Raw genomic sequence first — 20,477 nt, forward strand, 5'->3', positions numbered from 1 at the left:
GCAATATTTGTGCAACCCAGCCTCAGAGTTGCAGCGCTACACCACCGGGATGTTGTTTGATGAGGCTGTAAGGCAGGACGCCCCAGTCAATGTTTCGGCACACGGCAGCCACGTGAGGGAAGGACGGCTCTAACTTGATGCCTTTTTCGGTGAAGTACCAGTCCGGATAGCGCCAAGGGTAGTCGTCGTTGTAGCCGCATTCGTTCTCCCCTTCAGGCGTTGTCGTCATTTCCTTGGGATAGAGCTTAAGCAGTTGCGCCACCAGCCAAGGCGCCAGCTCCTTGGAGCGGTAGTCGAAATAGGTATCGGATGACTCGGATGAAGGTTCATCGTAGTCGTAGGTTTGCTCGAAATGCAGTGGCTTGCCCTGCCCCACCCACAGCACGTCATCAAGCGTCAGGACTTGCCCGGTACGGGTATCGAGATTGAGTGCCTCATTGTACTGATCCGGGTACGCACCACCGCAGTAGTAGTCGAATGAGATAATCGCGCTCATGACGGAGGACGTCATCCACAACGGCTGAATCCCCTGACTGTAGTAGCCCCGTTTACCATCGACGTAGCACCCGAAATGCCCCGCCACGCCCTGCCACAACCGCGCCATCAAGTGCTGATTGAGACGCTGGCGCGTTTCTGCGGTATACCCCGAAACCACTTCAAAGCCTTCCATATTTGTCTGCGGCTCACCCCACCATTGCAGCGTGTACCCCATGAACGTTTCGGTCCGTCCTTGTTTGAGTTTCAGGCCTTGCAGACGTAGGTATTCGTACGGCGCCTTGTCATGGAGTCTGACGAGATAGGGTAACGTTTCGGCGGACACCGGCGGGAGCTTGGCTTGCTGCAACTCGACCTTGAGGACTTTGCCTTGTGGGCTGGTCCATTCGCCGGACCAACCATCGGGGTTGGGTTGCAAGCGAATTTGCGGGAGACTTTTACCCTCATTGTCAGACTCGCTACCCTCGTCAAGTATCAGGGTATCGCCTTCTTTTTGTCCGGTGAGTACTAGATCACTGCGGTACTTTTGGTAGAAGTAGCGCCCCTCACTACCGTCGGCGCTCACTTCCAGCACAATGGGCGATTTGCCCACGGTTCCGGTGTAAACCAGAGTTCTGTTTTCAGCCCACAGCGCGGTAGAAAAAGTTGAACACGCCAGCACGACAATGCCGGCCAGACGAAACAATCCTTTGAACATCAAATCATCCTTGTATAAACGAGCGAGTGATCGTGGGGGATGACCGGGTGCAGCTTGAAGTCATACGCACCCAGTCCGCAATACTTGCGTAACCCAGCCTCAGGGCAATTGCAGCGCCACGCCGCCAGGATGTTGCTTGACCACGGCGTACGGCAGCACTGACCAGCCCGGGTCATCGCAATTGCGTTGCACGCGGGCGAAGTACGGTCCCAGGTACAGGCCTTTATCGGTGAAGTACCAGTTGGAATACCCCCAAACGCTTTCGTCGGTGTAATCGCAACTGTCCTCGTCCACCGGCGTTTGCATTTCGTCGGGGTACAGCGCGGTGAAACGCTTGATCAGCCATGGCACGAACACTTCGCGCTGATAGGTGAATCGTGCTTTGTCTTCTTCCTCGGTCAAGGCTGTGTCGCCCGCGCCGTCGCGATCGGCGTGCAGCAGCGGCTTGCCTTTGCCAATCCACAGCACGTCTTCCAGCGACAGATTATGACCGGTGCGAACGTCGAGGTTGATCGGTGAATTACCAAAATCCGGGTGAGCACCGCCGCAGTAGTAGCTGGTGGAGATGTTCAGGCTGACCACATCGGGTGACAGGAATTTGGGGCCGACACCTTGGTCGAACTCGGCATTACCTGAACCCTGCAGCACACAACCGTGGTAGCTGATGACTTCGCTCCAGAGCCGCCCCAACAATTGCTGATTGATCCGCTGCTGGTCGGCTTTCGGGTAGCCGGATTCGACGCTGAACATGGAGAGACTGGACTCGGGCTGCATCCACCATTGCAGGTCGTAGCCCATGAAGGACTCTTTCTTGCCCGGTTTGAGTTTCAAGCCTTGCAGGCGGAGATATTCGTAAGGGTCGCTTTTCGATAGCGCAGCAATGAAGGGCAAGGCGTCCGCCGCCGGGGCTGGAGGGTTGGCCTCGGTCAACTGCACTTGAAGGACTTTGCCCTTGGGGCTTTTCCATTCACCCTGCCAGCCGCTGGCCGTTTCTTGCAGCTTCAAGTTCGGCAGGGGGTTGTCGTCGCCGTAGCGGTTGTTGCCTTCGGTTAGCGTCAGCGTCTCTTCTTGCAGCGAGCCGCTCAGCGCCAGGTCGCGATGGTATTTCTCATAGAAGTAGCGGCCGGTGACTTCATCCGGCTGATTGGTGTTGAGTTCCAGCACAATCGGCATGTTGCCCAGGGTGCCGGTGAAGACGCGATTGTTGTCTGCCGCATCGGCTGTCGAACAGAACGCGAGTAATAAGGTGGCGCAGGGTGCGAGGCGTAACAGTCCTTTAAACATCATCAAATCATCCTTGAAAGAAGTGAGCGTCTGCTCACGAAATGGTGGGGGCGGATTATCGCGAATCAGCGTCTGAGAATCGATCTGGCGATGTTCAATCAGCCCTGCTCAAGATGATGCATCAGTTCTCGAGCTTCCCGTTGCACTTCTTTACGCCGATCACGCGCAGCTTGAATGCCTGACTCGTCGAGACCGCAGCACTGGCGTAACCAATGGGCCATCATTTCCTCATCCGGAAAGTAGTAGTCCTTGTGCCCTTTATCGCCTCTCGGGGTGTCATTCATATCACCATCGAAACGGCCAGCCGAGAACTCGTCCGAAGGCAAAGATCCCCATTCGGCGGCGCAATCCTCAAAAATCCAAGCGATTTCGTTGATGTGTTTTTGCGCACCGCGATGGCCGCGTTTGTAAAACCTGTACTGCCCGCAGTTTTCCTGGAAACGCTCCATCATCGGCTCATCGTTAACCCACTGCAGGATGTCGTTCTGCCCTGCGTGGCGCATCAAGCCGTAGATCCAGCGATCAGAAAACCGATGAACAAAACCCTCGACGTCAGCCTTTTTAGCGTCGGCGAAGATCATGCAGTAGCGGGTTTGCACGTGGATGACGAACAGCACGTGCTTGCGTTGAACGGTGATGGCGTGAACCAGCCACTGTTCGGTTGAATCGCCCTGCTCATCATCCTCGATAACGGGTGATGGCGGTTTCTCCACCGGAGTGATTTTCTTACCCTTGCTCACGCGACTGAAGAAGTTACTGGCTGCTTCGGTGCAGTTGAAGATCAACATCCTGGGTTCTCGAGAGGCCTGTGCCGTTATTTAACCCATATTCCAAGCATCACTAAAAGCAGCAAACCAATATAAACCCGCGCATGCACCCGATCCGGTATCCGCCCGATCCATGGCGTCGCCAGGCGAATCCCCACCAGCGACCCAACCGTCAGCACCGCAAACGCCAGCACATCCACATAACCGACAAACCACGGCCCCAAATCAAACTCGCCAACCCCCGCCATCGCCATGTAAGTCAGCGTCCCAGCCACCGCAACGGGCAAACTCAACGGATTGGCCATCGATGTAGCCCGAGACATGCTCAACCCACAACGCCGCAACAACGGCACGGTCATGACGCTGCCACCCACGCCGAGAAAAGTGGCAATGGTGCCGATGCCTACACCGCCGCCAGACACTTCTGCCCTGCCCAATCGCCTTGGGATTACAGCGTCGGACTGTGTGAGAAAACCGCGTCGGAACAGGCAGTCCAGAATCGTCACGCCGAGGTAGGCGATGAAGGCAAAACGGATCAGCTCACCACTCGCCCACATCGCCGCACCAGCTCCGACGATAGCGCCCAGGCCGATGAACCCGCCCAACGGCCACAGGTAATGGCGAATGAGATTACCGGCGTGGTGGTGCTTTGCGGTGGCGATCAGGGCGTTGACGATCATCACGCTGGTGGAGGTGGCCACGGCGATGTGCATCGCCGATTGGCTGATGGGATCGTCGGCGCCGTGGCTGGCTGTGAGCATGCGGTACAGCAAGGGCACGACGACGAATCCGCCACCGAAGCCGAACAGCACGGCGGTGACGCCGGTCATGCAGCCGAAGATTGCCAGCAAGAGGTAGAAGAACATTGCGCATCGTCCGTTGGTTGAGAGTGGCCGACGATAGAGCGATGGGGCTTGGCCTGCTTCAGCAAGCCAGCCAATAATGTTTGCGTTTACGCCAACCGCTGGATGCCCGCTCGATGCGCAATGTTTCGATTGATCTGCTGGACGACACACCACGGCCGGTGGTGGCCATCGGCACGGATTATCCTGATGGTCGTCTGTTGCCGCGCCATACCCATCGGCGGGCGCAGTTGTTGTACGGCGCCACCGGGGTGATGCAGGTGAGTACGCACGACGGCAATTGGGTGGTGCCGCCGCAGCGGGCGGTGTGGATTCCGCCGGGGGTGGCGCATGAGGTGTTGATGCTGGGGGTGAGCACGCGCAGTTTGTACATCGAGCCGGGGGCGGTTGATTTGGGCAATCGCTGCCAGGTGATCAGTGTTTCGCCGTTGATGCGGCATTTGCTGATGGAGGCGGTGGAGGTTGCGTTGGAGTATGACGAGGCCGGGCGCGACGGTGTGTTGATTGACTTGCTGTTGCATGAACTGGCCCGTAGCGCTCACTTGCCGTTGCACATTCCGCTGCCCCTGGATTCGCGGCTGCTTGGGTTGTGTCAGACGTTTCTCCAGCATCCGAACGCTCACCAATCGCCGCAACAATGGGCTGATCAGTTGCATATCAGTTTGCGTACTTTCAATCGCCTGTTCCGCCAACAGACCGGGCTGAATTTCAGCCAATGGCGGCAGCGGGCCTGTGTGGTGCTGGCTTTGGCGCGGCTGGCGGTGGGCACGCCGGTAACGCGGATTGCGCTGGATTTTGGCTATGACAGCCCGGCGGCGTTCTCGACGATGTTTCGTCGCGTGCTGGGGCAGGCACCGTCCGTTTGGTTGGAGGGGGTGAAATAGCGAGCTCGCGGCAAACGCAGAACCTGTGGGAGCGTGGCTTGCCCGCGAAGAACGATGACGCGTAATACCTGAAAAACCGCGGTGCATTCTTCGCGGGCAAGCCACGCTCCCACAGGTTCTGCGTTTGGCATTTCCTGATCGGTCTTAGCCACTGCCTTGTTCTGACAGCAACTCAAAACTCTGCTCCTTCACATTCTGAGAATCCAGACCGATTTGCACCCGGAACTCACCCGGCTCAGCGACGTGTTCCAGTTGGGCGTTAAAGAACTTCAAGTCGTTCTCATTGATGCTGAAATGGACTGCTTTCTCCTCTCCCGCCTTGAGCATGATTTTTTGAAAGTTCTTCAGTTCTTTGACCGGACGGCTGACGGAGCCAACGACATCGCGGATGTATAGCTGAACCACCGTTTCGCCGTCGCGCTGGCCGACATTCTTCACCATGACGCTGGCGACGAGATTGTCGGTCTTGCTCAGTGTGGTCGAAGACAGAGCCATGTCGGTCAGGCTGAAATCGGTATAACTGAGCCCATAGCCGAAGGGATAAAGCGGACCATGAGATTGATCGAAATATTGAGACGTGTAGTTGCGAAGCGCACCCGCTATGTAGGGGCGACCGGTGTTCAAGTGACTGTAGTAATTGGGGATCTGCCCCACGGAGCGTGGAAAGGTGATGGGTAACTTGCCGGACGGGTTGTAGTCCCCGAACAACACATCGGCAACGGCGTTGCCTCCCTCGGAGCCGCTGTACCAGGTTTCCAGAATCGCATTGGCCAACTTCTGCTCCTTGCCGATGGACAGTGGCCTACCGTTCATCAATACCAGTACCAGCGGCTTGCCGGTGGCTTTGAGGGCAGTGATCAATTCACTCTGGCGCCCAGGCAGATCGAGGCTGGTTCGACTGGCCGCTTCATGAGACATACTGCGGGGCTCGCCCACCACTGCAATCACAACATCGGCTTGCTGTGCAGCCTTGACCGCTTCGTCAATCATTTCTGCTGCCGGACGAGGGTCATTCTTGATTTCGGACTCGCCCAGGTATTTGAGAACCTCCAGATCCTCCGTGAGATTGGCGCCTCGGGCATAGATCAGCGAGCCCTGGTTCATCGCGTTTTTCAGTCCGTCGTAGATCGTCACCGATTGCGCGGGCACACCGCTTGCGGACCAACTGCCCATGATGTCGACGGAACTTTTTGCCAACGGACCTATGAGCGCAATCACGCCCTCTTTTTTTAGCGGCAAGAGCCCGTTTTCATTCTTGAGCAGCACCAATGTCTTGCGTGCCACCTCACGAGCCTGCGCTCTGTGCAGACGGTGTTCGGCATTGTTGTCAGCGGGGTCTTCACTGGCAACGCCGATGCGCCGGTAAGGGTCTTCGAACAACCCCATGTCGTACTTGGCCCCCAGCACTTCCCGTACCGCGTTATCGATATTGCTCTGGGAAATAGCGCCAGACTCAAGCAGCCCCTTTAGCTCCGGACCATAGGAGAAGTCGTTCATGCTCATAGCAACGCCAGCCCTGATCGCGAGCCTGGCCGCTTCGCGGTGATTCTTCGCGACACCATGCTGAACCAGATCGTTTATCCCGTTGTGGTCGCTGATAACCAGTCCCTTGAAGCCCCATGCTTTGCGCAGCAGGTCTTGCATCAGCCAGGCATTGGAAGCGGCGGGCACGCCATTTATCGAATTAAGCGCCACCATCATCGCCCCCGCGCCCCCCTCAATTGCCGAACGATAAGGTGGCAGGTAATCCTGGTACATCCGGGCCAGGCCCATGTCGACGCTGTTGTAGTCGCGACCACCTTCGACAGCCCCATACAACGCAAAGTGTTTGGCGCTGGCCATGATGCTGTCGGGTGCATTCGGGCTTGTGCCCTGGTAGGCCTGAACCATCGCTTTGGCAATGCGCGACACCAGGTAGGTGTCTTCGCCGAAGCCTTCGGAGGTGCGTCCCCAACGAGGGTCCCGGGCGATATCTATCATCGGGGCGAAGGTCATATCGATACCGTCGGCACTGGCTTCTTTTGCCGCTATCCGACCGCTTAACTCGATAGCGCCAATATCCCAGCTGGAGGCCAATGCCAGGCCAATGGGGAAAATGGTTCGATGGCCATGTATCACGTCCCAGCCGAAAAACATCGGTATTTTCAGGCGGCTTTGTTGAGCCGCGTCCTGCATGGGTCGGTTTACGTAACGGCTTACAGAGCCGTAGGTACCACCGATTCGCCCGGCGGCGATCTCTTCGCGTATCTTTTCGGGCGTCATCTTTTCATCAATGGCGATCAGCCGCAGTTGGCCAATTTTTTCCTCCAGGGTCATCTGATTTATCAGGTTGCTGACAAAGGCCTCTTTGCTCAACGATGCCATATCAGCCACGACAGGCAGACTTGTAAAACCGATCAGGGCACATAACAGACGTAGTCTTTTCATGATTCCCTTCCCCGCACAACGCTGTAACGCACTGCGTCATAAACGCCACTTTCCTTGTATTGAAAATCAGAAAGCTGACGTTCAATCATGCTGCTGACGGGAGTTGAAAAGCCTGAGCTTTCAAGATCCCGCATAGAAACAGCGTAGTCGGTCCCAGGCGCCTGCCTGAGCGAAAAAAGGAATCGATCAAAAAAATGAGTTTGATCCGGGCCCAAAACAACTGTACAAAAACACAGTATATTTTTGAATCAGCACTCTCGAGCCCGGAGAACACCATGGCCACTCTTGCGATGAAAATTACCCTGGAACGTATCGCCCTCTTCCAGTTCACCCCCGCCCACTGTGCCCAGGCCCGAGCGATGCTGGGCTGGAGTGTTGAAGAGTTATCCGGGGAATCCGGGGTTTCCGTTGATGCCATTCAGCGCTTCGAGGCGGAACGCGATGTGCTGGATGTCACCCGGCTGGCGTTGGCGTATCGGTTTGAATCGCAAGGTCTGGTGTTCTTCCCGGGGTTTGCACCGGGCAGAGGGATGAATGTGCGAGGGTCTACGCCGGATCCGGTGGGGCGTGCGGATTATGCGATGGTTGAGTGAGGTGTCAGCAGATGAATGAAATCGATGGAAGCAACAGCTGCGTTTATGAGGCGCTGGGCTATTCCGAGGCGGGTGAGATGCGGGCCAAAGCCGAACACGTCATGAAGATTGGCCTGCTCCTCGAAACCGGTCGGCTGAGTAAGACTGAGGCCGCGCAAAGGCTCGGACTGTCTCAGGAGGAGCTGGACGAAATACTGAGTGGAAAATTTCGCGATTTGACCGTGGCAAAGATCTCGGAATATCCAAACCTGCCTATTGGATGAACGCAGATAGATGGGTTCAGAACCCGGGCCGCTCCATGGCAGGCGGCCCGGCAGCACAACATCAAGCGTTCTGAGGCACCATCGGATCGCTGACACCGTCCACCCCCAGCCACCAGGGACGACCACGCTGCGGATACATCACGTTGAATGCTTCGCCCATTTGCGGTGTGGTGATTGACACGCTCCGTTCCCAGGCCAACGCCAAAATACGGTCGAAAGGTTCGTACCAGGTGTGCATCGACAGGTCGAAGGTGCCGTTGTGGATTGGCAGCAACCAGCGCCCTTTAAGATCAATGTGCGCTTGCAGGGTTTGCTCGGGCTGCATGTGAACGTGCGGCCACTCGACGTTGTAGGCGCCGGTTTCCATGAGCGTGAGGTCGAATGGGCCGTACTGTTCGCCGATGCGTTTAAAGCCGTCGAAATAGCCGCTGTCGCCACTGAAGAAGATCCGCGTGTCGCCGTCGATCATCACCCACGACGCCCATAAGGTGCTGTTGCTGTCGAACAGGCCACGACCGGAGAAGTGCTGCGAAGGTGTGGCGACGAATTGAAGACCACCGACCTCGGTGCTCTGCCACCAATCCAGTTGCCGTATTTTGCTGGCATCGATACCCCATTTGATCAGGGTGTCGCCGACCCCCAGCGGGGTGAGGAAGTATTGCGTTTTGTCCGCCAGTTTGAGGACAGCCTGATAGTCGAGGTGGTCGTAATGATCGTGGGACAGGATCACCGCTTCAATCGGCGGCAGGTCTTCGAGGCTGATCGGCGGTTGATGGAAACGCTTCGGGCCGGCCCATTGTACCGGTGAGGCGCGTTCGGCGAAGACCGGATCGGTAATCCAGAATTTGTCCCGCAGCTTGAGCAGTATGGTGGAATGACCAAGGCGATAGACGCTGTGGTTGGGCGCAGCGATCAACGCAGCCTGGGTAAGGGTTTGCACCGGGACCGGGGTGGACGGCCGGGTGTCGCGCGGTTTGTGAAAGATCATGTTCCAAATAATGCGCAAGGTTTTGCGAAAGCCTTCGCGCTTTACCGGTACATGATTTCGGTACTGCCCTTGAGCCTGTCGTGAAGCTTCAGGCGTTGAGGCGTTATCCGCTGGAGAAGTTGAAGTGGCCATGACTGAATGACTCCAGAAAAACCGCAGCACACGATTTTTCGCTTGGGACGATAAATGGCCAAGGCACGCACGCATCAGCCGCAGATTCTATTTTTTACTGGGCAGGATTAACAAAACATTACACTGCACAGTGTAGTTCCAAGGTTGCATCAAAGCTGATCACAAGTAAACTACCAAGTGTAGTTCCCCACTTCTTCCTGCCTAAGCGTATTTATGACAGCTCCCCAGCGCCTCACTGACCGTAAACGCGAAGCCATCATTCAGGCGGCGATTGCCGAATTCCGTGCCAACGGTTTCGACATCACCAGCATGGACAAGATCGCCGCCACCGCTGGCGTGTCGAAGCGCACGGTGTACAACCACTTCCCGAGCAAGGAAGAATTGTTCGCCGAGATCCTCAATCAGTTATGGGCCCGGGTGACGGCCGAACAGGAAACGGCCTACCGCCCTGACCTGCCCCTGCGCGATCAGTTGCGGCTGATATTGCTGGCGAAGCTGCAGATACTGGCCGATGACAATTTCCTCGACCTGGCACGGGTGGCGATCGCCGCCGCCATTCATTCTCCCGAGCGTGCGCAAAACATAATCGCCCGCATGGGTGAGCGTGAAGAAAGCCTGACCGTGTGGATTCGCGCCGCCCAGACCGATGGCCGTTTGAAACCGGTCGCGCCTGAGTTTGCCGCGCAACAGATGCAGGGATTGCTCAAGGCCTTTGCGTTCTGGCCGCAGATTTCCATGGGCCAGCCAGGCTTGTCACCCGAGATGCAGCACACCGTGATGGAGTCGGCGCTGGACATGTTCCTGGCGTGTTATGAGTTCTGAATCGCGCTGCAAAAAATGACAATGTCCGCCGTTCTATCGCTGATCGGTCGCGCTGCATAAAACATCGCAATGTGTTTCAGAATGAAACTGGCGCTGGGTCTATAGTGAGCCTCAGTCCCAGCGGCCATGCAGAGAGCACCATGAGCACCCCGACCCGCGAAACCGAAACCGAACTCACCGGCCCCGTCGATCACCTGCGCTTCCATCGCCCTCACGCTCACTTGGCACCCACTTTCGGCACCGACCGTTTTGCCCTGCGCGCCGAGGCCTTTGCACGGTTCTTCGGCACGCCGACTTTTCTCGGCGCCCAGACCCTGATTGTGGTGCTCTGGATGTGCCTGAACGTGTTCGGCGTGACGGATTTCGATCTGTACCCGTTCATCCTGCTCAACCTGGCATTCAGCCTGCAAGCGGCCTACGCCGCGCCGCTGATTCTCCTCGCCCAGACACGTCAAGCGGCACGGGATAAAGCCCAGTCAGACGCCGATGCGCGACACCGTGAAGCCTTGGCCATCGCCAACAGTGAACGCCAGGCCCAGGCCGCGCGAAACACTGCGCAACTGATGGAGTTGCTGGAGCAAAACACCCGGCTTACCGAGATCACCAAAACCCTGACCGAGCGTATCGAAAGCCTGACGTCGGAAATGCATCAACACTTCGTAGGCAAAGAGCCACCGAAGACGTGATCCGACTCAAGGCAACTTCAGCGCCCGTCCCAACTCATCGAACAACGTCACCACCGAGCGCAACGCGCGGCAGTCCGGGCGCGTGAGCAACCACAGGGCGGTGTCGTAACCGTGCAACGGCTCGGTCAACGGTTGCAGTCCATCACCGATGAGGAAGTCCGGCAATGCCGCGACACCCAGCCCGGCCCGCACCAACTCGGTCACCGACAACATGCTGTTGCAGCGATAACCCGGTGTCACGCCAGGCAACTGCTGACGACGCCAGGCAACGGTGGGGTGATCGGGCAGGAAGTCGTCCGGGGCGATCCAGGTCAATGCAGCCAAGTCGTGGGAATCAACCGATTGTAGATAGGCCGCGCTGGCACAGACCCGGTAGGAAATATCCGCCAGCCGCCGGCCAACCAAATGCTCGGGCGGTGTGCGTGTCAGCCGCAAAGCGATGTCGGCGTCGCGACGGCTGAGGTTGGCGAAATCGTTGGACGTGCAGAGTTCAATGGTCAGCCCCGGGTAAGACGGCATGAACCGCGCCAGCGCCGGCAACAACAAACTTTGCAGGACCGAGTCGGTGCAGGTCAGGCGCACGGTGCCGCTGATGACTTCACCGCCCTGCTCCACGCCAATGCGCGCCGCCTCTAGCGCTTGTTCGGCGCGTTCAGCCTGCTCGGCCAGGGTCTGTGCCAAGGTGGTCGGCAGATAACCGGTACGGCTCTTTTCGAACAGTTGCTGGCCCAACGCGGCTTCCAGTCGGCGGACGGCGCGAAACACCGTCGAGACATCGACTTTCAACAACGCCGATGCCCGGGCCAGAGAGCCGCCGCGCACCAGGGCGAGGATCAGGGACAGGTCCGGGTAGTCCAATCGATAGTGCGTCGGTGCATTGATCACTTGGAATAACGCCAATATTGATTGCGTGAACGCCAATCTATAGTGGGTGCCAGGAATCAACAAGCGTCGAGATCACTCATGGAAACCAACGCCATCCGCATCGCCCTGATCGGCGATTACGACCCACAGGTCACCGCCCACCAAGCCATTCCCATCGCCCTCGGCATGGCCGCCGAACATTCAGACAAGGACATACAGTTTCAATGGTTGGCCACTGACACCATCAACGCCGATACGCCACTGGATGACTTCGATGGTTTCTGGTGCGTGCCCGCCAGCCCTTATCGCGACATGGACGGCGCATTACGGGCGATCCGTTTTGCCCGCGAGCAGCAGCGACCTTTCCTCGGCACTTGCGGCGGTTTTCAGCACACGGTACTCGAATTTGCCCGCAACGTTCTGGGCTGGAACGATGCCGAACACGGCGAGACCTCACCCGAGGCGACGCGGGCGTTACTCACGCCGCTGACCTGTTCGCTGGTGGAAGCCGTCGACAGCATTCATTTGCTTGAAGGCTCGTTGATCGCCAAGGCGTACGAAAACGCTGAGATTCGCGAGGGATATCGCTGCCGTTATGGTGTGAATCCTGAGTTTGAACGGGAGCTGCTTAAACAACAGTTGCACGCGGTTGGCCACGACTCGGCGGGAGGGCTGCGGGCGGTGGAGCTAAAAGATCATCCGTTCTTCGTAGCCACGTTGTTCCAACCGGAACGCGCCGCGCTCAAGGGGATTCTGCCGCCGTTGGTCCGCGCGTTGATCGAGGCTTGTGCGAGGCAAAAATCATGATCGCCCAGACACCTGCAACGCCTTACTACGCAGTGATTTTCACCTCGCTGCGCACCGACGGCGATCACGGTTACGAACAGGCCGCCGAACGCATGGTGCAACTGGCCCGGGAGCAACCCGGCTTCCTTGGCGTGGAATCGGCCCGGGGTGCGGAGGGGCTTGGTATTACGGTGTCCTACTGGGACAGCGAAGCAGCGATCCTGGCCTGGAAACACCACCCCGAGCACAGCGCGATTCGCGAACGCGGGCGTTCGACCTGGTATTCGGCGTGTCATACGCGGGTGTGCAGGGTTGAGCGGGCCTATGCGTTCAAACAGTAAATGACGCAGTGTTCTGTAGGCCGTCTTCGCGGGCAAGCCCGCTCCCACAGGTTTTCGGGGTTGGGCCAGATTGCATGCACGCTACAAATCCTTGTGGGAGCGGGCTTGCCCGCGAAGAGGCCAGAACAGCCACCACAAACCCTCAACCCCGCACCAAACTCCTCACCGCCGTAATCTGCGGCACTTCCCGCCGATTCATGTACACCCGTAGCGGCTCGGTGATGTTGATCCGGTCGTCGATGTTCTGGTCCAGCAGCAACTGGATCAGTTCGCGCTTGAGCGTCATGGTCTGCTCGGGGCCGGGTGCCCAGACGAATTCGCTGGTGGGGATGATGCCGTCGTCGGCCACGTCCATGCCGAACGAGTCTTCGCTGAAGCGAACGATGTATTGGCCGGTCTTGCGATTGAGGCCGACGAAGCCTTTGAGTTGGTCGGCGGCCTGGCAAATGAGCTGGGATGTGATGCGCATGATAAACCTCACAAAAGGTCGTAAAGGACCGGTGATCGATGGTTTACACGCAGGGCAAGCGAACGGGTTTCCCTCTGCCGGGGAAATTGCCGGGGCCAAGAGTACTGCAAAGAACTGCACAAAAGCGCTGAAAAAAAATGCTTTAAATACGTTTATGTCGGTCTGGCGATAGCGCAAGTGGCGCTCAGTTGTTAAAAGATAGGTCTTTGAAAACCCATCGCAAAAGGACTTCGACCATGCCTGTCACCTTCACCAAGAGCGCCTTGCTGCTGAGCCTGATGCTCGGCCTCGGCCAGGCACAGGCTGCCAACGAGCCAAGCCCCACCGCACTGGCCACCCGTCTGGGCATTCCGCACCCGGCGGTGATCGCCCACCGTGGCGCGTCTTTCGACGCACCAGAATCCACCGCCGCGGCCTACAAACTGGCCCGCGATTTGGGTGTCGACTACCTGGAATTGGACCTGCAACGCAGCAAGGATGGCGTGCTGTTCGCCCTGCACGACAACAACCTGCAACGCACCACCGACGTCGCCACCAAATTCCCCGAGCGCAAGGACAGCCTGGCCAACGAATTCACTATCGCCGAACTCAAAACCCTGGATGCCGGCAGCTGGTTCAACCGCGCTTACCCGGATCGCGCACGCCCGAGCTACGCGGGTCTGAAGATCCTGACCCTGGACGAAATCATCGACATCGCCCAGGGCAACCCGCTGCACAAGCCGGGCCTGTACATCGAAACCAAGGAGCCAAAACAGTTTCCCGGCATCGAGCGTGACCTCAAGGATAAATTGCAGGACCGCGGCTGGCTGAGTCCTACCGGCTCAAAACTGGCGAAGAGCAATCTGGCAGTCGGCCAGGGTAAGGGCAAAGTGGTGCTGCAAACTTTCGAGAAGAGCAGCCTCGAACTGCTTGAGAAGGAAATGCCGCGAGTGCCGAAAATCCTGCTGCTGTGGGTGGGCGAAGGCAGCATCGAGCCGAAATCCAAAGTGACGCTCGCCGAGTCCGGTGACAAAGACAAAGCGAGTTACTACGCCAAACAAGAGCCAAAAGACAAAGCCGAGTTCCAGCAATGGGTCGAGTACGCCAAAGCCCAGGGTGCGATCGGTACCGGGCCTTCTGCCGCACTGACCAAGGGTGGCGATCAGAGCTATTCGGACCTGGTGAAACCGTGGATGAACCAGTACACCCACGATCAGGGCCTGTTGGTGCACGTCTACACCATCGATGATGCGGTGGATTATCAGAAAGTGGCGGATGCCGGTGTCGATGGCATCTTCACCAACCGCGCCAGCGAACTGCTTAAGTTCTACAAGCGCCCGGCAGCGGCGAGTGTTGCGCAGTTGTTGCAGAACAACGGGTACTGAGTGACACAAAACACCGAGTGGACTGGCCGCCTGTGGTTAGGGCGTGACTATGGCCTGATCCACGCAGAGCTGGGGCGCACCGCGCCCCATGCCCATTACGCCCATCAAGTGATCCTGGCCCCTGATCGACCGGTAACCGTCAGTCTCGACGGCGTGAACCAGACGGCCCATCGCTTGTTCATCCCCTCTCAAGTCTGCCACTCCATTGTCGATTCGCCGGATGCGGTGTTCACGGTCTATGCCGAGCCATTGATGTTCGACGCCCAGGCGCTGCACAACGTCGTGTTCGAAGCTGCGCTGTCCCTGGAAAGTCTCGACCACGCTGTTCGCCATTGTCCGCGCCGATCCCTTGGCGATCCTCGGGTCGAGCGCGCCTTGTCCGCCCTCGACAGATGGCTGACAACCAAGGTGCCAGGTAGCGCATTGGCCGCAGAGGCGCACCTGTCCTTGAGTCAACTGCAACGGCTGTTCGCCAGCCAGCTCGGCCTGCCCGTGCGCAGGTTGGTGCTGTGGCGGCGACTACGAATGGCGATGGTGCTGATTCTGGCCGGCAGCCCCGTGACCGATGCGGCGCACGAGGCCGGGTTTGCCGATTCTGCGCACTTCTCCCGGAGTCTGAAAAAGCTCTTCGGCGTGACCGCTCGCCAAGCGTTGCACCACATCGATCTGCGTCTACTGGCTTGATTCAGTGCCGCAACGGCTCAGGCACCGCGGGCTCTTTGCTCAACGACTCCGGCCCGAACGGGTCCAGCAGTTGCGCCATGTAGTCCCGAGGGAAGTCTGGACGGCTGCCGATGCCCAGGTCGCCCTGACGGATTTTATAATCCGTTGTGTAAAACCCGGTCCCCAGCAGCCAGTCCCACAGGTTGAAGAACAAGGCAAAATTCACGTCGCCGGCCCGTCCATACTTCATGTGATGAAAGCGATGCACCGGCGCCCAGGCGAACACCCAGCGCAAGTACCCCAGTTGCATATCGACATTGGAATGTTGCAGCAGTAACTGGATGGCGATGGCGAATGCCAGCAGCGCCGCTACATCTGACGGGATGCCCAGCATCAGCAACGGCAACAGCCCCGTCGAGGCTTCCAGCAGCTGATGCAGCGGATGTTTCATCAAGCCATTGAAGCAGTACAGCCGTTGAACGCTGTGATGCACCGCATGCAGCCGCCACAACCATCGCACACGGTGGCTGGCGTAGTGCATCAGGCTAATGCCGGCGTCGGCAATGAACATCGCCAGCGCCAGTTGCAGCCACAGCGGCCAACCCCTTGGCCATGCTCCATCGGACGACAACAGCGCCACCAGGCCCGGTAATGCGAGCAAACCCACGGCATTCAACGCCTCGTTGACCAGCGCATGCAGAATATCTCGCCGGCGATCACCGGCCGAAAGGTTCCAGCAGGCTTCATAGGGCAATGCCCATTCGGCGGCGAACGCCACCGCCAACGCCGCGAGAAACAGCGGCAACAGCCACAGCGTCGACTCCCCTACCAGCCACAATCCTGCCCCAATGAATCCGCCCCAGAACAGCGGCGCGTACAACCCGGCAACGATGAGTTTCATGTTCACCTCCATTGATCGAGGGTCCAGCATGAAAGCTGGCGACGGCAGGGAATTGAACAAACGACGCAATCGAAGGTGGCGTTTTAAGGGTGAGTTAAGTTGCGGCGATTAATCTGAACTCACTTAAACAGCTCACCCGCTTAAACAAATACCCCAAGGAATGAACCGATGAAAACCTTAACTGCCCTGTTCACCGCTGCCGCCCTGACCCTCACCGCTGGCCTGGCCCAAGCTGACGTTCGCGTCGACCAGATCCCCGAGTTGGTCAAAAGCGGCAAGATCAAACCCCTGGAAGAAATGAACCAGGCCGCGCTGAAGTTGCATCCGGGCGCCACAATTACCGATACCGACCTGGATAACCACTTCAACGGTTACGAATATGAAGTTGAACTGCGTCTGGCTGACAACACCGAATGGGACGTGGACTTCGATGCTGCCACTGGCAAGGTCCTGAGCAACAAACAAGACAAGTGATTCAACTGCAAAAAGCCGCACGACCTTCGGGTCGTGCGGCTTTTTTGCGTTCGGCGTAAGGCAAATCGCTGCAGTGATGAACGAAGCCGCGACAATTCGCGCAAGCCCGCTAGAATCCCTCAAAACCATTTGGCATGTTGAAGCAGAGAACCAAGGATATGGGGCAAACAGCGGCAGCAGACATCGCCACAATCAGCCGGATCAGCGCAGTGCCGGCGATTCTTCAGGTGATCAGTGAGTTGACCGGTTTGCGGTTCGCGGCGGTGGCTCGTGTTACCGAGGAGGCCTGGACTGCCTGCGCGGTGCTTGATCGACTGGATTTCGGTTTGCAGGTGGGCGATGAAATGGATCCAGTCTCCACCCTGTGCAACGAAGTCCGCCAAGGCCACCACTCGGTGGTGATCGACAAGGCCAGTGAAGATCCGCGCTACCGCGATCACCACACGCCCCGCACCTATCCATTCGAAAGCTACATTGCCGTTCCGATATCCCGCACCGACGGGCGCTTTTTCGGCACCCTTTGTGCCCTTGATCCCAATCCGGCGCCGCTCAAGGCCAGTACGATCCAGAGCACCATGGAATCGTTCGCCCGGATGCTGGCGCTGCAGATCGAAACCGAAGAAAACCTGCAACGGACCGAAGCGGCGCAGATCAAGAAACGCCAAACCGCCGAACTGCGCGAACAGTTCATCGCCGTGCTTGGCCATGACCTGCGCAACCCGTTGTTCGCCATCAGCGCCGGCGCCGAAATGCTCCTGCGCAAAGTCTCTGACCCGGCGAATGAGCAACGGGCCCGGCACATCCTCACCAGCGCTCGACGGGCGACCAAACTGGTGGACGATGTGCTGGACTTCGCGCGAGGTTCACTGGGCCGAGGCATCCCCGTAAATATCGAGCCGTGCCCGGATCTGGCGGATGCATTGCGGCATGTGATTTCCGAGATCCAGAGCATTCACCCTAAACGCATCATTCAGTCGTCGATTGGCGACCTGAGCAACATCCATTGCGATCGCGAACGGGTCACGCAATTGCTATCCAATCTGCTGGCGAACGCCGTTGTCCACGGTGATCCCAATGGCCCGATCGAGGTCAGTGCGCAGGTTGAAGAGGGGCACTTTGTGTTGCGTGTGAAGAACCAGGGGCTGATTGCCGAGGATGCGCTGCCACATCTGTTCCAGCCCTACTCGCGACGGGCCGGCGGAACACCGCAGGCCGGCCTCGGGTTGGGGTTGTACATTGCCAGTCAGATTGCGCAGTCCCATGGCGGGCAACTGGAGGTGGTATCGACCGAGCAACAGGGCACGACGTTTACCTTCAGCTTGCCGGTGTGACCTGCCAGGCTCGAATCACTTGACCATGATGATCAACGGCTTGGAGCGCCAGATTCGGTCGTCCCTAAAAACCTCGTAAAAAGTAGTCACCAAACCCGGTGTGATGAAGGTTTCCTTCACATAGAAATGCACAGGGTTTATTTCTTCAATCTTGGTGATCGTGTGCGTAAAAACTGTTTCAGTGCTCGTTTGGGTGATCCATACCACCTCAAGACGGTCCCCTTCGCTCAAACCCTGTTCGCCAGGGACAGACGCCCGCAGACCGGGAGCCCCGGGTAAAGACACCTCGCCTTCGTACTCTTGCCCGTCGACCGGCGTCATGCTCGGGATCTCCAGTTTTTTCAACACTTCAAGCGTAGACATGAAAACACTCCTTATCAGGAAATAGCGCCAGAGCGCAGACCCGATCATCAAGCCGTTCGGAATGCTCCTCGTCTACTGTCAGAACTAACAGGTACCCTCTAAATCAATGGGTTCGAAACGACGAACCCGACCAACGGTCATGCCTGCTGAATGGAATCTGCGATACACAGCCCCTTTCACTAAGCGCTCAACCGCGCCGTCACATCATTCAACTGCCCCGACAAGCCATGCAGATTTTGGCTGGCCGCCTCGGTGCGCTGCACGTTGTCCAGGTTGGTACTGGCGATGCTGGTGATTTCGGTGAGGTTGCGCGAGATGTCTTCGGCCACTGAAGTCTGTTCTTCGGCGGCGGTGGCGATCTGGCGGTTCATGTCGCGGATGGCTTCCACGGCATGGGTGATTCGCTCGAGCATGGCGCCGGCCTGGGTCACTTGCTCCACGCTTTCCTCACTGCGCGACTGTCCGCTTTCAATCGCCTGGGCCGCGTCCACCGCGCCGGTTTGCACAGTTTGAATGATCTGGTTGATCTCGATGATCGACGCCGCCGTGCGCTGGGCCAGGCTGCGCACTTCATCGGCGACCACCGCAAAACCACGCCCGGCTTCACCGGCACGGGCTGCTTCGATTGCCGCGTTGAGTGCCAGCAGGTTGGTCTGTTCGGCAATGCCGCGAATCACTTCCAGCACTTTACCGATGCGCCCGCTGTCGGCTTCCAGACGACGGATGACCGTGGCGGTGTTGGCGATTTCGCCGCGCATTTGGGTGATGGTGTGAATAGTCCCCTGCATGACTTTTTCGCCCTGCTGGGCGGACTGGTCGGCATCATCGGCCGCACGTGCCGCGTCGGCTGCGTGACGCGCGACTTCTTGCGCGGTGGCAGACATTTCGTTCATCGCCGTGGCGACCTGATCGGTGCGATTGAACTGCTCGTTGGTGCCGCTGGTCATGACGCTGGCGATGGAATTCAACTCGCCGCTGGCGCTGTCCAGGTCCGACGCGCTGCGCTGCAAGCGGCTGAAGGTTTCGGCGAGGAAATCGCGCAGGGTGTTGGCAGCCTTGGCCAGGTTGCCCAACTCGTCCTGACGGGTACTGGCCACGCGCTCGGCGAAGCGGCCCTGGCTGAGTTGTGCCACGTAATCGATCAGTTTACGGATCGGCTCCACCAGGTTGCGGTTGACCAGCCACAGACTCAACAGACCAATCAGCACGCCCGACACCAACATCACCACGAGCCCCAGCAACACCGTCTGATCGGCGCTGGCACTGATCAGCTTCGATTGCTCGGTGCCCTGCTTGCGCAACTCGCTGACCAACTCGCTCATCTGCTCACTGGCTGCTCGGTCCACGCCTTTGACCGCGTTGTCGCCGGCTGTTGGGTCGGCACCGGCCGCCACGTAGGCATCCCGCCCCTTCTGATAGGCCGCGCCTAATACACGATGTTCTTCACGCAGGCGTTCGATGCGGGTCTTGAGTTGCGGCTCGATGCCCTTCTGCCCCGCCAGCTCACTCAGGATGCTCTGCACGTCGCGCTGGCGGTCCTCGAACTGCTTCCAGTATTTATCCAGGTTCGCAGGTTCCTTACCGCGCAGCAGGACGTTTTTCCACTCCTGAACCTGCACCTTGAATTGCAGGTTGGCTTCGTCGATCAGTTGTGAAGTGTGCAGCGGGCCTTCGATCAGGTTCGCGTAGTTCTGAACGCCATTGGACAGAAAGTGAAAGCAGGCCAAAGCAATCAGCAACATTGCCAACAGGCTGCCACTCAACAGGGCGAGAATTTGTGCTCTGAGGGACTTTTGCAAAAACATCGAGGGATATCTCATGGCAGGGATGAAGCACGACTTATAGGCGTGCAAGGTGTCCGGACATCCCTGTCAGCAACGCTGATTAACGACTGGAATCGAAAGATCAACATCTGTCTCATCGGCGTGCCAGAGCTTTTCTTGAGCGCTTCCGACCATCGGCATGGAGGCGGATGTTCGGCGCCACCAAATTGTCGCAAAACCTTCAAAATGCGTTGCGA

General features: G+C 58.1%; 22 protein-coding genes. 11 read left to right on the forward strand and 11 right to left on the reverse strand.

The annotated features are described in order from the left end of the window. Nucleotides 1-22 precede the first annotated feature (22 nt). The 4 genes from MMG91_RS11265 to MMG91_RS11280 all read right to left on the reverse strand — a co-directional run bounded on the left by MMG91_RS11265 (nt 23) and on the right by MMG91_RS11280 (nt 4,109). A complete protein-coding gene (locus MMG91_RS11265; RefSeq protein WP_310659620.1) occupies nt 23-1,192 on the reverse strand; it encodes a hypothetical protein in 1,170 nt (389 codons plus the stop codon). Between the two features lie 99 nt (nt 1,193-1,291). Beyond that, nucleotides 1,292-2,476, reverse strand: coding sequence for a hypothetical protein (locus MMG91_RS11270; RefSeq protein WP_310659777.1), 1,185 nt, complete (start codon nt 2,474-2,476; stop codon nt 1,292-1,294). 98 nt (nt 2,477-2,574) lie between these two features. Then, nucleotides 2,575-3,264 (reverse strand): DUF6933 domain-containing protein, encoded by a 690-nt coding sequence (locus MMG91_RS11275; protein WP_310659621.1) that lies wholly within the window; start codon nt 3,262-3,264, stop codon nt 2,575-2,577. A gap of 26 nt (nt 3,265-3,290) precedes the next feature. Next, nucleotides 3,291-4,109 (reverse strand): sulfite exporter TauE/SafE family protein, encoded by an 819-nt coding sequence (locus MMG91_RS11280; protein ID WP_310659622.1) that lies wholly within the window; start codon nt 4,107-4,109, stop codon nt 3,291-3,293. 113 nt (nt 4,110-4,222) lie between these two features. On the opposite strand from MMG91_RS11280, the gene MMG91_RS11285 reads away from it, so the two are divergent. Beyond that, nucleotides 4,223-4,990: a helix-turn-helix domain-containing protein gene (locus MMG91_RS11285; RefSeq protein ID WP_305505153.1), complete on the forward strand. Its 768-nt coding sequence runs from the start codon at nt 4,223-4,225 to the stop codon at nt 4,988-4,990. 144 nt (nt 4,991-5,134) lie between these two features. On the opposite strand, the gene bglX is transcribed toward MMG91_RS11285, so the two are convergent. Continuing rightward, complete coding sequence (bglX, locus tag MMG91_RS11290) at nt 5,135-7,417, reverse strand: beta-glucosidase BglX (RefSeq protein WP_310659623.1); 2,283 nt, start codon at nt 7,415-7,417, stop codon at nt 5,135-5,137. Nucleotides 7,418-7,692: 275 nt separating this feature from the next. Here bglX and MMG91_RS11295 point away from each other — a divergent pair, with 275 nt between their 5' ends. Together MMG91_RS11295 and MMG91_RS11300 are read left to right on the forward strand one after the other, a co-directional pair. Next, nucleotides 7,693-8,010, forward strand: coding sequence for a helix-turn-helix transcriptional regulator (locus tag MMG91_RS11295; protein ID WP_305505149.1), 318 nt, complete (start codon nt 7,693-7,695; stop codon nt 8,008-8,010). 11 nt (nt 8,011-8,021) lie between these two features. Then, nucleotides 8,022-8,273, forward strand: a complete 252-nt coding sequence (locus MMG91_RS11300) for an XRE family transcriptional regulator (RefSeq protein WP_305448627.1) — start codon at nt 8,022-8,024, stop codon at nt 8,271-8,273. 61 nt (nt 8,274-8,334) lie between these two features. On the opposite strand, the gene MMG91_RS11305 is transcribed toward MMG91_RS11300, so the two are convergent. Next, nucleotides 8,335-9,393 carry an MBL fold metallo-hydrolase gene (locus tag MMG91_RS11305; protein WP_310659624.1) on the reverse strand — a complete coding sequence of 353 codons (1,059 nt, stop codon included), beginning with the start codon at nt 9,391-9,393 and terminating at the stop codon, nt 8,335-8,337. Nucleotides 9,394-9,606: 213 nt separating this feature from the next. Between MMG91_RS11305 and MMG91_RS11310 the strand changes: the two genes are divergently transcribed. Then, entirely contained in the window at nt 9,607-10,215 is a 609-nt protein-coding gene (locus MMG91_RS11310; RefSeq protein ID WP_310659625.1) for a TetR/AcrR family transcriptional regulator, read from the forward strand. A 140-nt stretch (nt 10,216-10,355) separates the two neighbouring features. Beyond that, on the forward strand, nt 10,356-10,901 hold the full coding sequence (locus MMG91_RS11315; RefSeq protein WP_310659626.1) for a DUF1003 domain-containing protein: 546 nt from the start codon (nt 10,356-10,358) through the stop codon (nt 10,899-10,901). Between the two features lie 6 nt (nt 10,902-10,907). On the opposite strand, the gene MMG91_RS11320 is transcribed toward MMG91_RS11315, so the two are convergent. Then, nucleotides 10,908-11,849, reverse strand: a complete 942-nt coding sequence (locus MMG91_RS11320) for a LysR family transcriptional regulator (RefSeq protein WP_310659627.1) — start codon at nt 11,847-11,849, stop codon at nt 10,908-10,910. Between the two features lie 15 nt (nt 11,850-11,864). On the opposite strand from MMG91_RS11320, the gene MMG91_RS11325 reads away from it, so the two are divergent. Together MMG91_RS11325 and MMG91_RS11330 are read left to right on the forward strand one after the other, a co-directional pair. After that, on the forward strand, nt 11,865-12,572 hold the full coding sequence (locus MMG91_RS11325; RefSeq protein ID WP_310659628.1) for a CTP synthase: 708 nt from the start codon (nt 11,865-11,867) through the stop codon (nt 12,570-12,572). Beyond that, nucleotides 12,569-12,892, forward strand: coding sequence for an antibiotic biosynthesis monooxygenase (locus MMG91_RS11330; RefSeq protein WP_310659629.1), 324 nt, complete (start codon nt 12,569-12,571; stop codon nt 12,890-12,892). The genes MMG91_RS11325 and MMG91_RS11330 overlap by 4 nt, the downstream gene beginning before the upstream one ends. A 142-nt stretch (nt 12,893-13,034) precedes the next feature. Here MMG91_RS11330 and MMG91_RS11335 read toward each other — a convergent pair whose 3' ends face one another. Beyond that, nucleotides 13,035-13,361 carry a DUF2025 family protein gene (locus MMG91_RS11335; protein ID WP_030132586.1) on the reverse strand — a complete coding sequence of 109 codons (327 nt, stop codon included), beginning with the start codon at nt 13,359-13,361 and terminating at the stop codon, nt 13,035-13,037. A gap of 236 nt (nt 13,362-13,597) precedes the next feature. Between MMG91_RS11335 and MMG91_RS11340 the strand changes: the two genes are divergently transcribed. Then, entirely contained in the window at nt 13,598-14,725 is a 1,128-nt protein-coding gene (locus MMG91_RS11340) for a glycerophosphodiester phosphodiesterase (protein WP_310659630.1), read from the forward strand. Continuing rightward, on the forward strand, nt 14,726-15,409 hold the full coding sequence (locus MMG91_RS11345) for a helix-turn-helix domain-containing protein (RefSeq protein WP_305448619.1): 684 nt from the start codon (nt 14,726-14,728) through the stop codon (nt 15,407-15,409). It begins immediately after the preceding gene. 1 nt (nt 15,410) lies between these two features. Here MMG91_RS11345 and MMG91_RS11350 read toward each other — a convergent pair whose 3' ends face one another. Then, a complete protein-coding gene (locus MMG91_RS11350) occupies nt 15,411-16,289 on the reverse strand; it encodes a sterol desaturase family protein (RefSeq protein WP_305505134.1) in 879 nt (292 codons plus the stop codon). A 168-nt stretch (nt 16,290-16,457) separates the two neighbouring features. Between MMG91_RS11350 and MMG91_RS11355 the strand changes: the two genes are divergently transcribed. Next, nucleotides 16,458-16,763, forward strand: a complete 306-nt coding sequence (locus MMG91_RS11355; RefSeq protein ID WP_007934833.1) for a PepSY domain-containing protein — start codon at nt 16,458-16,460, stop codon at nt 16,761-16,763. Between the two features lie 158 nt (nt 16,764-16,921). Next, nucleotides 16,922-18,094 carry a GAF domain-containing sensor histidine kinase gene (locus tag MMG91_RS11360; RefSeq protein ID WP_310659778.1) on the forward strand — a complete coding sequence of 391 codons (1,173 nt, stop codon included), beginning with the start codon at nt 16,922-16,924 and terminating at the stop codon, nt 18,092-18,094. Between the two features lie 15 nt (nt 18,095-18,109). On the opposite strand, the gene MMG91_RS11365 is transcribed toward MMG91_RS11360, so the two are convergent. Together MMG91_RS11365 and MMG91_RS11370 are read right to left on the reverse strand one after the other, a co-directional pair. Further along, nucleotides 18,110-18,457, reverse strand: coding sequence for a hypothetical protein (locus MMG91_RS11365; RefSeq protein WP_310659631.1), 348 nt, complete (start codon nt 18,455-18,457; stop codon nt 18,110-18,112). Between the two features lie 179 nt (nt 18,458-18,636). Further along, nucleotides 18,637-20,262: a methyl-accepting chemotaxis protein gene (locus tag MMG91_RS11370; RefSeq protein ID WP_310659632.1), complete on the reverse strand. Its 1,626-nt coding sequence runs from the start codon at nt 20,260-20,262 to the stop codon at nt 18,637-18,639. Nucleotides 20,263-20,477: the final 215 nt, after the last annotated feature.

The organism is Pseudomonas sp. JL3 (genome assembly GCF_031570575.1).
GTDB classification, from domain to species: domain Bacteria; phylum Pseudomonadota; class Gammaproteobacteria; order Pseudomonadales; family Pseudomonadaceae; genus Aquipseudomonas; species Aquipseudomonas cucumis.